A 14,602-nucleotide genomic window follows, 5' to 3' on the forward strand; every position below is an offset into this window, starting at 1 on the left:
TGCCCCCGCGGTGCGTAGACCGTACGGCCCCCGCGCGGGCCGTGTGTATCGCGTCGGTGCCCGCTGGGAGCCCGCCGGGACTCACCTGTGCACAGCCGCGCCCTAAACGCCCGGTTTCGCCGCGTGCAGGGCGGGGAGTTCCAGGTCACCGAGCGCGAGATGCGCCAGGACGACCTCGTACAGATCGCTGCCGCCGGACAGCAGCGCGCGCTCCAGGACGGGCTCCGCGCTGCGTACGTGCTCGCGGACGGTCTGCGCGTGCACGCCGAGGCGCTGCGCGGCCCGTTCGGCGTTGCCGCCCTCCGCGATCCAGGCGCGCAGCGTGCGGCGCAGGTCGCGGCTGTCGTGGTCGAGCCGGGACAGCAGGTCCCGCGCCCAGGTGACCATGGCGCGCCCGGACAGCAGGTCGCCCAGCGTCACCGGGTCGTCGTACGGGGCGGCCGGGTCGCCCGGCGCTCCGGCCAGGCCCTCCTGGGTGTTGAGGGCGACGTGGACGACCGCCCGGGCGGCCAGGTCGGAGAAGCTGGTGCTCAGCAGCGTCTCGACCCGCTCCATCCGGGCGCGGACGGTGTTGCGGCTGACGCCGAGCACCTTGGCGGCGTTCACCGCGGTGAACTCCAGGCCCAGCCGGGTGGTGGCGAGCAGTTCGGCGCGGGTGTGGTGCGGCAGCGCGTCGAGGGGGCGCAGCACACGGGCCGTCCAACAGCGCAGGGCGACCGGGTCGACGAGGCGTTCGGGGTGGGTGCGTTCGGCGTAGACGGCCGCCTTGTCGGGCCGGAAGTGGGCGACGGCCAGCGCGCTCACGGCCTGCCCGTAGGCGGTGGCGGTGCGCACCAGGGCCTGCCGGGCGCTGCCGCCGAGGAAGGTGCGCGGGCGCGGCCCGATCAGCGACCGCAGCTCACGGGCCTCGGCGTCGCCGGGAGTGACGACGATGACGTGCTCGTCGACGGCCGGGCAGAGCACGACCAGCGCCCGTTCGCCGGTGACGTCGACGCACTCCTCGGCGAGCCGGTCGCGTTCCTCGGCGCTGCCCTCGACGACGTACACGCAGGCGGTGTCGGTGTCGAGCAGTCCTGGCCACAGCCCGGCGGCGACGCGGCGGGCGGACACGGTGTCCTCGACCATGAGGAGCTGCAGGATCGCCAGCCGCAGATCGGAGGTCGCCCGTTCCAGACGGCGGCCCGCGGCGGTGGTCTCACCGGCCTGCAGCAGGAGTTCCAGGACGTGCGCGGTGTGGCCGACGATGTCGGCGGCCCGCCGGTCGAACGGCTCGGGGCGGGACACGGCGAGGACGCCCGCCGCCGACGGGTCCGGGTAGGCGACCCGGACGAGCCGCAGATGACGGCCCTGGCCCTCCCAGGCGGCCGAGGCGATCCGGCCGGCGGCGACGGCGTCGACCAGCTGGTCGACGAGGGGCGGCCGGGTGCCGGCGACGACGGCGCCGGTGTCGTCCTGGAGGCAGGCGGTGCCCCGCACGGCGTCCGCGAGCCAGGACACGACACGGCGGACGTCCCTGCCGTGGGGCCGCAGGTGGTCCAGCAGTTCCTGCGCCCACGCCGAGGGCGCGGCGTCGCTCACCCCTGCCTGCCCGGCTCCGTCCTCTCCGCCAGCCATGTCGGCCTTCACCTCGTCTTGCGGTTCTGCGCTTCGTTCACGTACCGGTCGGGGACGTTACCTCACGTCCGCGCGGCGGGCCGGTGCCGACGTGGTGCGCGGTCGCCCCGGGGATAGGCTCGGCCAATGGCGAAGTACTACGACGTGCACCCCGACAATCCGCAGCCGCGCACCATCGCGCAGATCGCCGAGAGCGTCCGCTCCGGCGCGCTCATCGCGTACCCGACGGACTCCTGCTACGCGCTGGGCTGCCGGCTGGGCAGCCGTGACGGCATCGACCGCATCCGGTCGATCCGCCGCCTGGACGACCGGCACCACTTCACCCTCGTCTGCCAGGACTTCGCGCAGCTCGGCCAGTTCGTACGGATCGACAACGACGTCTTCCGCACGATCAAGGCGTCGACGCCCGGCAGTTACACCTTCATCCTCCCGGCGACCCGGGAGGTGCCCCGCATGCTGCAGCACCCGAAGAAGAAGACGGTCGGGGTGCGCATCCCCGACCATGTCGTCACCCAGGCGCTGCTCGCCGAGCTCGGGGAGCCGCTGCTGTCCAGCACGCTGCTGCTGCCCGACGAGGAGGAGCCGCTGACGCAGGGCTGGGAGATCAAGGACCGGCTGGACCATGTGCTGGACGGTGTCGTCGACTCCGGCGAGTGCGGCACCGAGCCGACCACGGTGATCGACTTCTCCTCCGGTGAGGCGGAGGTCGTGCGCGCGGGCGCGGGGGACACGTCCCGGTTCGAGTAAAGGCGTCCTCAAAAGGCAGGGGGTGCCGGGGGCCGTCGGACCGCGCGTGGAAACATGTGCGCGGTCCGGCCCCGGCGGGCCGGTGACCTGATGTGCCGTACCCGTAGAGAGGGCCACCCCCATGACCTCCGTCCAGGGAAACGTCGTCGACATCCCCACCGAGGACGGCGTCGCCGACGCCTACCTGACCCATCCGTCCGACGGCGGGCCCCGGCCCGCGGTCCTGCTCTCCATGGACGCGTTCGGGCTGCGGCCCCGGCTGGAGGCGATGGCCGACCGGCTCGCCGCCCACGGGTACACGGTGCTGGTGCCCAACCTCTTCTACCGCGCCGGCCGGGCCCCGGTGCTCGATCTGCCCGAGTTCATCGAGACGGCGGCCCGGCCGGACATCTTCCAGACCCTCGGGCCGATCATGCGCCAGCTGACCCCCGAGGCGGCGATGCGCGACGCCGGCGCCTATCTGCGCTGGCTGGAGTCGTGCCCGGCCGCGGCGGACGGTCCGGTCGCGCTGACCGGCTACTGCATGGGGGCGCGGCTGTCCCTGCTGACCGCCGGCACCTACCCGGACCGGGTCGCCGCCGCGGCCGGCTTCCACGGCGGACGGCTCGCCACCGAGGACCCGGACAGCCCGCACCTGGTGGCCGGACGCGTCACCGCGGAGCTGTACTTCGGGCACGCGGACCACGACCACTCCCTGCCGCCGGAGCAGATCGACCGTCTGGAGAAGGCCCTCACCGAGGCCGGGGTCCGGCACCGCTGCGAGGTGTACGAGGGCGCCGGCCACGGCTTCACCCAGTCCGACACCGCCGCCTACGACCGCGCGGCCGACGAGCGGCACTGGGAGGCGCTGCTCGACCTGCTCAACCGCGCCTTCTGAAGGGCCGGTTGGGGTGACGGGGGCGGTCGGCTCCCCGTCACCCGATCATTGTTACGGTGCACCGGTGTCTGTCTCCTCACGTGATACCGCGGAAGGCGCCGGCTGGGGCGCTGCCCAACCCGGCACCTACAAAGGGCTGATGCCGACCGGTGGCCGGAAGATCTCCTGGCTCGACCCCCGGATGCTGTGGGCGGCCCGCAACGGCGTACTGGCCTCGCTGTTCGGGGATCCGACGGGACGTACCCGCGGCCGGTGGGTGGCCCAGCGGACGGCCGCCGGGGCTCCGGCCGACAAGGTGATCCGGCGCGACGACCCCGACCGGTTCTCCTTCCTGGTCATCGGGGACACCGGCGAGGGCGACGACCCCCAATATGCCGTCGTGCCGGGCCTGTTGAAGGAGGGCAGGGACACCAGGTTCGCGATCCTCGCCAGCGACGTCATCTACCCGGTGGGCGGCGCCGACGACTACGGCCCCAAGTTCTTCCGGCCGTACCAGGACTACCGGGCGCCCATCTACGCGATACCCGGCAACCACGACTGGTACGAGGACCTGACCGCGTTCATGCGGGTGTTCTGCGACGACGCCCCGCCGCTCCCACCGGAGCCCGCGCCGCGCCCGCTCAGCCGGGCCCGGCTGCGCTCGCTGCTGTGGCACCGGCCACGCGAGGGCGACGGCCAACGGCTCGACGAGGCACGGAAGTTGCGGTCGGCGCCCGATCAACTGGCCACCCAGCCAGGCTCGTACTGGGCGATCGACGCCGGCCCGGTGCGGATCGTCGGCATCGACACCGGACTGCTCGGCACGCTCGACGCCGAACAGGGCGCGTGGCTGCGCAAGGTGTCCAAGGACCCCCGCCCGAAGATCCTGATCACCGGCTCGCCCCTGTATGTGGACGGTGAGCACCACCCCTGCGCGATCGAGGGCGGCGGCACCGTGGACGACATCGTCCGCGATCCCGCACACCGCTATGTGGCGGCGATCGGCGGCGACATCCACAACTACCAGCGGTATCCGGTGCGGGTCGGCGACCGCACCATCCAGTACGTCGTCGCGGGCGGCGGCGGTGCCTTCATGCACGCCACGCACACCATCCCGAAGGTCGACGTGGCGGGCGTCGGCGAGGCGGACTTCCGCTGCTACCCGCTGCGCGGCGACTCCCTGGCCTTCTACAGCACGCTGTACGGCCGGCGGCTGCGGCTGCGCCGCTTCTTCACCCTGACCGAGGCCGAGGCGGCGGCCGTCGTCGCCGAGCGCCTGGGCATGCCGCTGACCCGCGCCCAGCAGACCACGGCCCGGGTCACCCGGCGGGTCCGGCTGGTGGCCGCCCTGCTCGGCGCGGGCCGCCGCCCCGACCGCAGCGCACGGCTGCGGCTGCCGGTGCGCAAGCTCTACACCCAGCTGTTCTCTCCGAGTTCGGCCACCTACAGCCCGCCGTTCTTCAAATGCTTCCTGCGCCTCGACGTCGGCCCGGACGCGGTGCGGCTGCGCTGCCACGCCGCGACCGGCAACCTCGCCCAGGAACTCGACCCGCCGGTCGAGGACGAGGTGACGATCCCGCTGGTCTGAGGAACGGGGCGGGAACATGTCCGTGCGGGAGCGTGTTGCCTGAGCCGTACGGGTTGATCACCCGGTCATCGGACGACGACGGAGGGCTCGTGGCACCCATCTCCCGCCCCTTGCGCAAGCTGGGGTTCCTCACCATCGGACTGTTCGACGGGGCGGACCCGGCCCGGGGCCACGAGTCCACGCTGGAGATCATCGAACTGGGCGAGCGGCTCGGCTTCGACAGCGCCTGGGTCCGCCACCGGCACCTCCAGTACGGCATCTCCTCCCCCGTCGCCGTCCTAGCCGCCGCCTCGCAGCGCACCCGCCGGATCGAGCTGGGCACCGCGGTGATCCCGCTCGGCTGGGAGAACCCGCTGCGCCTCGCGGAGGATCTCGCCACCGTCGACCTGCTGTCCGGCGGGCGCCTCAACCCCGGCGTGAGCGTGGGCCCTCCGATGCACTACGACCGGGTCAAGGAGGCCCTGTACCCGGACACCGCCGACGCCGAGGACTTCGGATACGCGCGGGTGCGCCGGCTGCTGGACTTCGTCCGGGGCGAACCGGTCACGGACTTCAGCGGCACGGAGGGCTTCGAGGTGTTCTCCGACCGGGTGCAGCCGCAGTCCCCCGGGCTGGGCGGCCGCATGTGGTACGGCGGCGCCAGTCTGCGCTCGGCGCGCTGGGCCGGCGAGCACGGCATGAACCTGCTGACCAGCAGTGTCGTCAAGGTGGAGGACGACCAGGACGCGTCGGGCGCCCCCGACTTCGCGCGTATCCAGCTGTCCCACATCCGGGCCTTCCGGGAGCGCCACCCGGACGGTGAGAACGCCCGGGTCTCCCAGGGCCTCGTCGTCATCCCCACCGACTCGGCGACACCCGAACAGCGGGCCCGCTACGAGAAGTACGTCGCCGAACGCACCCCCCGCACCAGCTCGCCGCAGGGCCCGGCGCGGCTGCTGTTCGCACCGGACCTCATCGGCACCTCCGAGGAGATCGCCGAACGCCTCCACGCCCACGCCGCGTTCCGCGAGGTGGACGAGGTGGCGTTCGCGCTGCCCTTCAGCTTCGGGCACGACGACTATGTGCAGATCCTCACGGACATCGCGACCCGGCTCGGTCCGGCACTGGGTCGTCCGGCGCCCTGAACCGGGCGGCGGAGACCTCCTGGTCGAGCAGATGCAGCGGGGCGGCCGACACACCGGCCGCCTCGACGGCGTCCCAGTACGCGAGGGCACGGGACGGGTCGACCAGGCCGTGCGTCAGGGGCAGGCCACCGGGATCGCGGGCCGGGTCCGCGGCGCGGTGGGCGTGCAGCAGCGACTCCAGCCGGCAGGAGGCCAGGGTGCCGGGAATGCCGGAGCGCCCGGCGAAGCCGGTGGCGGCGACGTCCGGGAGGCCCTCGGCGAGCCGGGGCCGGTCGGCCCCGACATCCAGCAGGCCACCGCCGACGACCAGCACATCGCCGCGTGCGTCCATGCGCTCCAGCGCGCGGGCGGTGTCGAAGCAGTGCGGGAAGGAGTCGTCGACCAGGACGGTGCCGGGCCGCAGCCGGTCGACGTCCACAAGCGCCGAGGCCCCGCTGACGGCGGTCACGATCAGCTCGCTCGCGTAGACGGCGTCGGGCAGTCCGGGCCCCGACTCCACGATCCGCACAGGCAGTTGGGGGTACGTCTCCTGCAGCTCCGCCCCCAGCCGTCGGAGCCGGGGCGTGCTGCCGGGCAGGTCGCACAGCACGAGCCCGGCGGGCAGCCGGGGTGAGGTCGCAAGGAGCAGCCGCAGGGACGAGGTGCCGATCGAACCGCAGCCGACGACGGCGAGGGACAGCCGGTCGAGGCGGCCCCCGGTGGCGTCGAGCGCGGCGTGCACGGTCTTCACGACGGCGACGGTCGTCGTGGCGTGCCCGGTGGTGATCGCCGTGTCCGTCCCGGCCTCCCGCAGCACGTCGAAGCCGTAGCCGGTGAGCGCGGGGATCGTCCCGGCGAGCGATACGCATCGGGCGCCCAGCGCGGCGGCCTGCTCGACGGCCCGCGCGGTACGGGCCGCGAGGTCGCCCGCGGCGGCCAGTTCGTCCGCGAACAGCGGCAGGGCGACGAAGCCGGTGGTGCCCAGCGGGGTGCCGGTGCGCTCCAGCAGCCGGGCGCGGCCGTCCGGGAACAACAGCCCGCGTATCTCCTCACGGCCGGGGCGCGGGGCGCCGGGCGGCAGCCCGGCGAGGGCCGCGAGATGCGCCGGGGCGGGCAGATAGCCGACGAGGGCGGCGTCCAGCGCCCGGCGTGAACGATGTGTGCCGGCCCGCAGTTCCTGCTCCATCTGTTCGGCCAGCTCGGCGGCGCGGTCGGCCGTGAGCGCCGCCGCGGAGGCACGGACGGTGACGCGCAGCCCGTCGGCGCCGGGCAGCGGTCGTACGGCCAGGAACACGTCGGTGCCGGGCGGGGGCGGCGCGAGGAGAGTGTCGGCCTGGTCGGCGTGCAGCGAGAGCGTGCCGCCGGACGGCGCGCCGAGGGAGGTGAAGTCGAGGAAGGTGAAGAAGAACTGGGCGTGCGCGGGCAGCCCGCCGGCGGTGCCGGGCCCGGCAGGACCCTCGGCCCGGGCCAGCTCCGCCTCGGCGACGATCCGGCGCAGGTCATCGGCGAAGGCGGGCGTCCGGTCGGGGGCGGTGGGCGGGGCCGGGCGCAGCGCCACCGCCTGCGCGAAGGGCCCGAACACCCGGTGCGCGTCCGGGACGGAGTCCTCGCGCCCGGTCACGGCGAGGCCGATCACCAGGTCGGTCTGCCCGGTGAGCCGGGTGAGGGCGCGATGGTAGGCGGTGAGCAGCGGCGCGTAGAGCGTGCTGCGCGCCGTACGGGCCAGTCGGCGCAGCCGCCCGGCGCCGACGGCGTCGAGCGTGAAACCGGCCGTGTGGAACCCGGCCCCTGCGGCACCGGAGTGCGTGCGCAACGCGGGTGGTGTGTAGGGGGCGTTGAGCCGGGCGCGGTACGCCTCGGCCTCGGGACCTGACGGGCGGGGCCGCTCGGCGGACCGGAGGACATGGTCGCGGAAGGTGCTCTCCAGCGGGGGCAGGCCGTGGGGCAGACCGCGGTCGAGGCGGTCGTACACGGTGAGGAGTTCCCCGGCGAGCAGGGCGGCGCTGTAACCGTCCCCGATGAGGTGGTGGGCGTGCACGAGGAGGACGTGTTCCTCGGGTGCCGTGGTGAACAGGGTCGCCCGCAGCAACGGCCAGCCCCAGGGCTCGAGTCGGCGCCGCCCCTCCTCGGCGATCCGTGCCTCAAGCACGTCGGGGTGGACGGTCTCGTGCCGCACGGGCAGCCGCAGGGAATCGGGGAGTTCCTGCTGCACGGGCGGCCGGGCGCCCGCCGGGAAGACCGTGCGCAGCATGGGGTGCCGGGTCACCAGCACGTCGACGGCCCGCTGGAAGACGTCGGGCCGCAGAGGGCCGGTCAGCCGGAACCGGGCGAGCCAGGCGGAGCCGGTGGCGGGGTCGAGGGTGTCGGCGAGGAGGAAGCCCCGCTGGGACGGTGTGAGGGGGTACGGGCCGGTCAGGGCAGCCGCCGGGGCCGGTTCGGCGTGAACGACGCTCGCACCGGTCACGGCGGCGGTCCGGACCGCCGCCGTGACCGGTCCGGAGTTGACGGCCTTCACACCGGTCACGGCAGCGTCAGCGGCCGGCTCGGCGGCGTCGACGGCCTTCGCCAGGGCGCGCAGGGTGCGGTGGGTGTAGAGGACCGTAGGCCGTGGCACGGCGGAGAGTTCGGCGCGCATCCGGGCGAACAGCTCCAGCACCATGATGGAGTCGCCGCCCAGCTCGAAGAAGTCGTCGTCGGCGCTGACGTCCGGCGCGTCCAGCAGCGCCGCCCAGATCCGGGCGAGCGTGCGCTCGGTCGGGGTGGCGGGCGACGACGAGGGACGCGGCGCGGGCACGACGGCCGTGAGCGGGACGTCCGCCTCACGGGCCAGCCGGTCGCGGTCGATCTTCCCGGTGCCGGTGAGGGGCATCGCGGCGACCTCGCGGACGCGTCCCGGCAGCATGTACGGCGGCAGGGTGCGGGACAGGAACGCCCGGACGGCACGGGTGTCGGGGACCCGGGCGCCGGGCCGGGGTTCCAGGTGGGCGACCAGACGTCCTTCGGCGGGCAGGACGGCGGCGCGGGCGATGTCCGGGTGGGACAGCAGGACGGCCTCGATCTCGCCGGGTTCCACCCGGTGCCCGTGGATCTTGACCTGGTCGTCCAGACGGCCGAGGAAGTCGAGCACGCCGTCGGCCGTACGCCGGACCCGGTCGCCGCTGCGGTACCAGCGCCGCCCGTCCCGCTCGACGAAGGCCGCCGCGGTGAGTGCGGGTTCGCCGAGGTATCCGGGGGTCAGTCCCGTTCCCCCGATGAGGAGTTCGCCCGCCTCGCCGGGTGCGCAGGGGCGCAGGTCGGGCGTGACGACGTCCACGTCGGTGCCGGCGACCGGGCGGCCGATGGGCACATGGCGCAGTTCGTCGTCCGGGCGGGCGTCGAGGATGTGGCAGGTCGCGTTGATGGTGGCCTCGGTGGGCCCGTACAGGTTGGCGACCCGGTGCCGGGGGGCGCCCCCGCAGGCGTCGAGCAGGTCGAACCAGCGGCGCACCTGCGCGGCGGGCAGCGCCTCACCGCCGACATGCACCCAGCGCAGCGCGGAGAGGTCGGGGGGCGTCCGGTCCTGTGCGGCCCGGTTCTCGGCGGCGGTGAGCAGCCGTTCCCACAGCGTCGGCACCGAACTCCACACCGTGATCCGGTCGTCGACGACCCGGTCCAGGAGCGCGTCGGGGTCGCGGAGGACGTCGCGGGAGAGGGTGTGGACGGCGGCCCCGGCCAGCAGCGGCGCCAGCGCCTGCCGCACGGAGGCGTCGAAGCACACGGACGCCGTCTGCAGAAGCCGGTCGGCGGGCCCGTAGCCGAAGGTGTCCAGCGCCCAGTCGAGGTAGGTGAGCATCGACCGGTGCGTGATCGGGACGGCCTTGGGGCGGCCGGTGGAACCCGAGGTGAGGATCACGTAGGCGATGGCGTCGGGGTCGGGGTGCGGTTCCGGGCGGGGGTCGGACGGCGCGGCGGCCGCGTCGATGAACAGCACTTGGGTGCCGTCGAGTTCGGCCGCCGCATCGCCGGTCGCCGCATGGGCCACGACCGTGGTGACGCCGGTCCGGAGCAGCTGCTCGCGTCGGCGGGCCGCCGGATGACCGGGGTCCATCGGGACCCAGCCGGCGCCCGCGCGGAGGATGCCGACGATGCCGGTCACGACGTCCGGGCCCTGCTCGACGAGAAGGCCGACCAGGTCGCCCTGTCGTACGCCCTGCGCGCGCAGGCGGGCGGCCAGGGCGGCGGAGGCAGTGTCGAGGGCGGCGTAGGTGAGCGTGCTCGTGCCGGTGTGGATCGCCACGGCGTCCGGGGTCGCGCGGAACCGGGCGAGGAGCCGGGGGACGATGCCGTCACCGCCCCGGTGGTCACTGTGCGGGGCGTGGGACTTGGTGGTGTCCCGCAGTTCCGCCAGATAGTCCTCCGCCAGACGTGCGGTGGTCTCGGGCCGGAACAGATGGGCGGGATGGTTCCAGGAGAAGTGCAGGGCCGCGTCCGCCTCCCAGCACAGCAGACCGAGCCGGGTCGCGGCGGAGGCGGTGGCCGCCGCCGTGGGCGTCACCTCCACGGGCCGGCCCCCGCCGTGACGTACGGGGAAACGGGCGAAGCTGAACCCGGCGGGCGCGACCGTGCGGGGAGCGGGCCCGGTGGCGGGCAGGGACACGGCGAGGTCGGGGCTGCCGGGCGTGCCGTGTGCCTCCGCCTCGCGCCAGATGTGCCGCAGCCGTACGGCCAGTTCGGACACGCTCTCCGCCGGGTCGACCCGCACGAACACGGGGAGGGTGTCGGCCAGCGGGCCCACCAGGCGTTCGATACCGGGCAGGGCGGCTTCCCGGCGGGCGCGCGCCACATTGACGGCGACCGCCGGCTGTCCGCTCCAGCGGGCCAGGCACCGGACGTGGACGGCGAGGAGCAGATGGAAGAGGGACACCTCGTGCCGGGCGGCCACGTCCCGCAGGGCGGCGCTGAGTTCGGGGTCGGCGGTCGTCCGGTGGTGGACGTACGGCGGCGTCGGCGCGGCGTGCGGACCGCCGTCGTACGGCAGGGCCGAGGCGAGGTCTACCGGCCCGTGCGCGGCGATCCGCTCGCGCCAGTAGCGCAGGTCGCGGGCGAAGGCGGGGGTGTCGCGTTCGGCGGCGAGGAGGGCGGCGTACTCGCCGAACTCGGCTTCGCCAGGCGGCAGTTCATCGCCGGGCCCGGTGTACAGCGACCAGAGGTCCTCGCAGAGCACCTTGAGGCTGTAGCCGTCGGCGGCACCATGGTGGACCACCAGCAGCAGGTGTGCGAGCCCGGCGTCCCGGCGGTCCCGGACGAGGACGGCACGCACCGGGTCCTCGGCGGTGAGGTCGAACGGCCGGTTGCACAGCGCCGGTTCGAGGTCGGCCAGGGCACGCCAGGTGTCGTCGGCGTCCCGCACCTCGTACCAGCGGGGCGGGCGGTCGACGGGTTCGGCTGGCGCCGTGTACTGCAGCGGGGGCATGCCGTCGGTGACGCGCAGCCGCAGCATGGGGTGCCGGGCGGCGAGCAGGGCGAGGGCACGGCCGAGGACATCGGGGTCGAGCGGGCCGCGGACGGTCTGGCGGACATAGCTGTAGGCGGTGACGTCCTCGAACAGGGCCTCGGTGGTGAGGAAGGCCCGCTGCAGCGGGGTGAGGGGGATCGGCCCGTCATCGGGGTGCGGGCGTGCGAGGACGGGCCTGTGGTCCTCCAAAGGCTCGGTCCGCAGATACGCCGTCAGTTCGCCGAGGGTGCGGTGCTCGAAGAGCAGGGTGGCGGGCAGCGGCCGGCCGAGTTCGCTCTCCAGGCGGCGCGCGAGGTCCACGGCGGTGAGCGAGTCCAGCCCGAGGCCGAGGAAGGGGTCGTCGTCGCCGATGTCGCGCGGGGCCCGGTGCAGGGCCTCGGCCAGGAGCCGGCGCACGAGGTCGGCGTCGGCGTCCGGGGCGGGCCTCTCGGGGCACCCCTGCGTAGAGACGACGGGGACAGCCTCCGGTGCCGACGCCATGAGCACCACATGCGGAGCACCGGTGCCCACGGCCGTGCGGAGTGCGCCGATCGCCTCCCGGGCCGTCATCGCCGGCAGACCCAGCTCGCGCAGCCGCCCTGCGGAGGCGGCCCCGGCGGCCGTGCCCGCGTCACTCACAGGTCCGAAGCCGACGGCCTGCCAAGGGCGGCCCGCAGCGTGCTCGGCCGCGGCGAACGCGTCAAGGAAGGCGTTGGCGGCGGCGTAGTCGCCGAGGGCCCCCGCGAGACCGGGCAGCACCGAGGCCACCGAGGAGAACAGGACCCGGACGCCCGGGTCCTGGCCGTGGCGGCGCAGCGCGTCCGCGAGCAGGACCGTGCCGCGCACCTTCGCCGCGAGGACCTGCCGGATCTCGCCGTCCGACTTGGACCGCAGGGTGCCGGGCCGGACCGTACCGGCGGCGTGGAACACCCCGTCCAGCGGCGGAAGCGTGGCGACGAGGGTGTCCACGGAGGCCGGGTCGCCGACGTCGGCGACGTGGTGGCGGACCTGGACACCGAGCGCCCGCAGCTCGGCCAGCAGCGCCTCGGGGGCCGTCACCGAGCGTCCGGCGAGGACGAGTTCACGGGCGCCGCCGGCCGCCAGTTCGCGGGCCAGCGCCGAGCCGAGTCCCCCGGCTCCCCCGGTGATCAGATACGTGCCGCCGGACGGCAGGCCCGGGGCCGGGGTGTCCGGCACGTCAGCCTGCGTACGGCCCAACCGGCGCCCGGCGCGCCAGGCGACCGTCGGCCCGTCGTCCGGCCCATGGGCCGCGCGCAGTTCCTGTTCCAGGGCGTCGACACGGGCGGCCAGGGAGTCGGCGCCGGTCAGGTCCACGGCCCGGGCCGTCACTCCACGGTGCTCCTGCGGGACGGCCAGCGCGAGTCCGTGCGCGAACGCTCGCGCCGGGACCGCCGACTCCGCCGGGGCGCCGGTGGCGTACGCGTCCTCGGTGACGACGAGCAGGCGTACGGGACCGTCGGACAGCAGATCGAGGACCTGGCGCAGGGACGTCAGCGTGTCCTCGACGGCCGCGTCCACGTCCGTCGCCGCCCCGGTCAGCCACACCACCGTGTCCGGGGCCGGTCCGTCGTCCCGTACGGTCACCCCGCCGGACGTGAGCCGTTCCGCCAGCGCACGGCCCAAGTCGCCGTCCCCTCCGACGAGCCGGACGACCTGGGGCGGCTCACCCATCACAACGGGCGCCTCGGCCCAGAGCAGGCGCCGCACCACGACGTCGCCGCCCGGCCAGTACCGCCGACGCCGGTACGGGTACGTCGGCACCTCCACCCGCGCCCGCCCGGTCGCCCGGCGCGGGAGTGCCCGGCGCAGGGTGCCCCCGCGTGCCCACAGCCGGCCGGTGGCCTCCAGCAGCGCGCGGGCGTCGCACTGAGCGGGTGTCAGGACGGCGATGTCGGACGCGTCCTGGGCGGTGGCTGTGGCGCGGACGGCACCGCCGAGCGTGTCGCCGGGCCCGAGTTCGAGGAACGTGTCGTAGCCCTCCCGGAGCAGCCGTTCCACCGCAGCGCCGAACCGTACGGGCGCGACGGCGTGCCGCTCCCAGTACGCGGGGGTGAGGTCGGGTCCCCAGTCGACGGTGACCGTGCTCAGCATCGGCACCTCCCCCGGCGTGGCGGTCCGCGAGCGCGCCGCCTCCCCCAGCGGGGCGAGGACCGGCTCCAGCAGGGGTGAGTGGAAGGCGTGCGAGACCGGGAGCCGGCGCGCCGCGATCCCTCGCCGGGCCAGCTCCGCGAGGGCCTGGTCGACGGCGGCCTCGGAACCCGCGATCACCACCTGGCGGGGCCCGTTGACGGCGGCGACGGTCAGGGCGCCCCCGGACGCGGCGACGAGGGCGGCGACGGTGTCCTCGTCACCCCGGACGGCCGCCATGGCACCGGGGCGGGCCAACTCCGCGACGAGCCGCCCGCGTTCGGCGGCGAAGCCGACGGCCTCGGCGAGCGTGAGGGAACCGGCGACACAGGCGGCGGCGATCTCCCCCACGCTGTGCCCGGTGACCGCGTCGGGAACCATGCCCCAGCGGGCCAGCTGCCGGGCCAGGCCCACCCCGAACGCGACGAGCAGCGGCTGGGCGACCTCCGTCCGGGCCAGGTCACCGGGGTCCGCGTCGGCGTCCAGGCACCAGTCGGCCAGCGAACGGCCCCGCGCGGGCCCCACGACCGAGGACGCCTCGTCCAGCGCCTCCCGGAAGGCGGGCGCCGCCCGGTACAGGGCGCGTCCCTGTCCGGGGCGCTGGGCGCCCTGGCCGGGCAGCAGGAAGACCGTGCGCGGGCGGGACGGCCGGACGCGGCCGAAGTCCTCGGCGCGGACGGCCGCCAGACGGTCCACGAGATCGCCGTCGGCGACCAGGGCGAGGCGATGGGGGCCGTCGTCGCGGGCCGTGCCGACGGCCGCGCAGATGTCGGCCTCGGACAGCTCGGGGTGGGCGCGGACATGGGCGGCGAGGTCGTCCGCTGCGGCTCGGAGGGCGTCGGCGCCGCGGGCCGACAGGGTGAGCAGGTGCGGGCCGTCGGCGGCCGGTGGTGCCTCGGGCGCCTGGGCGGGTGCCTCCTCTAGGACGGCGTGCGCGTTGGTGCCGCCGAAGCCGAAGGCGTTGACGCCCGCGACCAGCGGGCCGGGCGCCTGCCAGGGCTGCACGGAGTCCACGAGCCGGAAGCCCGGGGCCAGGCGTTCCAGCGAGGGCGCGGGCGGGGTGCAGTTGGGGG

General features: G+C 75.0%; 5 protein-coding genes and 1 pseudogene. 4 read left to right on the top strand and 2 right to left on the bottom strand.

Annotation, left to right across the window (positions count from 1 at the left end; all coding sequences use genetic code 11):
- Window positions 1-102: 102 nt before the first annotated feature.
- Window positions 103-1,614 carry a helix-turn-helix domain-containing protein gene (locus tag KBY32_RS34840; protein WP_210982886.1) on the bottom strand — a complete coding sequence of 504 codons (1,512 nt, stop codon included), beginning with the start codon at window positions 1,612-1,614 and terminating at the stop codon, window positions 103-105.
- Between the two features lie 126 nt (window positions 1,615-1,740).
- On the opposite strand from KBY32_RS34840, the gene KBY32_RS34845 reads away from it, so the two are divergent.
- The 4 genes from KBY32_RS34845 to KBY32_RS34860 all read left to right on the top strand — a co-directional run bounded on the left by KBY32_RS34845 (window position 1,741) and on the right by KBY32_RS34860 (window position 5,929).
- Window positions 1,741-2,361, top strand: a complete 621-nt coding sequence (locus tag KBY32_RS34845; protein ID WP_055622981.1) for an L-threonylcarbamoyladenylate synthase — start codon at window positions 1,741-1,743, stop codon at window positions 2,359-2,361.
- Between the two features lie 121 nt (window positions 2,362-2,482).
- On the top strand, window positions 2,483-3,238 hold the full coding sequence (locus KBY32_RS34850; protein ID WP_210982887.1) for a dienelactone hydrolase family protein: 756 nt from the start codon (window positions 2,483-2,485) through the stop codon (window positions 3,236-3,238).
- 64 nt (window positions 3,239-3,302) lie between these two features.
- Complete coding sequence (locus KBY32_RS34855) at window positions 3,303-4,805, top strand: metallophosphoesterase (protein WP_210982888.1); 1,503 nt, start codon at window positions 3,303-3,305, stop codon at window positions 4,803-4,805.
- A gap of 89 nt (window positions 4,806-4,894) precedes the next feature.
- On the top strand, window positions 4,895-5,929 hold the full coding sequence (locus KBY32_RS34860) for an LLM class flavin-dependent oxidoreductase (protein WP_210982889.1): 1,035 nt from the start codon (window positions 4,895-4,897) through the stop codon (window positions 5,927-5,929).
- On the opposite strand, the pseudogene KBY32_RS34865 reads toward KBY32_RS34860, so the two are convergent.
- A pseudogene (locus KBY32_RS34865) lies at window positions 5,877-14,585 on the bottom strand (amino acid adenylation domain-containing protein); the annotation flags it as partial. The gene KBY32_RS34860 and the pseudogene KBY32_RS34865 overlap by 53 nt on opposite strands.
- Between the last annotated feature and the right edge of the window lie 17 nt (window positions 14,586-14,602).

Origin of the sequence: Streptomyces sp. RK62, from assembly GCF_018070255.1 — a bacterium.
Lineage (GTDB): Bacteria > Actinomycetota > Actinomycetes > Streptomycetales > Streptomycetaceae > Streptomyces > Streptomyces nigra.

Excerpts from the sequence above, each read along its gene's own strand:
- KBY32_RS34850 (WP_210982887.1), top strand. The coding sequence starts at position 2,483 with ATGACCTCCGTCCAGGGAAACGTCGTCGACATCCCCACCGAGGACGGC.
- KBY32_RS34840 (WP_210982886.1), bottom strand. The coding sequence starts at position 1,614 with ATGGCTGGCGGAGAGGACGGAGCCGGGCAGGCAGGGGTGAGCGACGCC.
- KBY32_RS34845 (WP_055622981.1), top strand. The coding sequence starts at position 1,741 with ATGGCGAAGTACTACGACGTGCACCCCGACAATCCGCAGCCGCGCACC.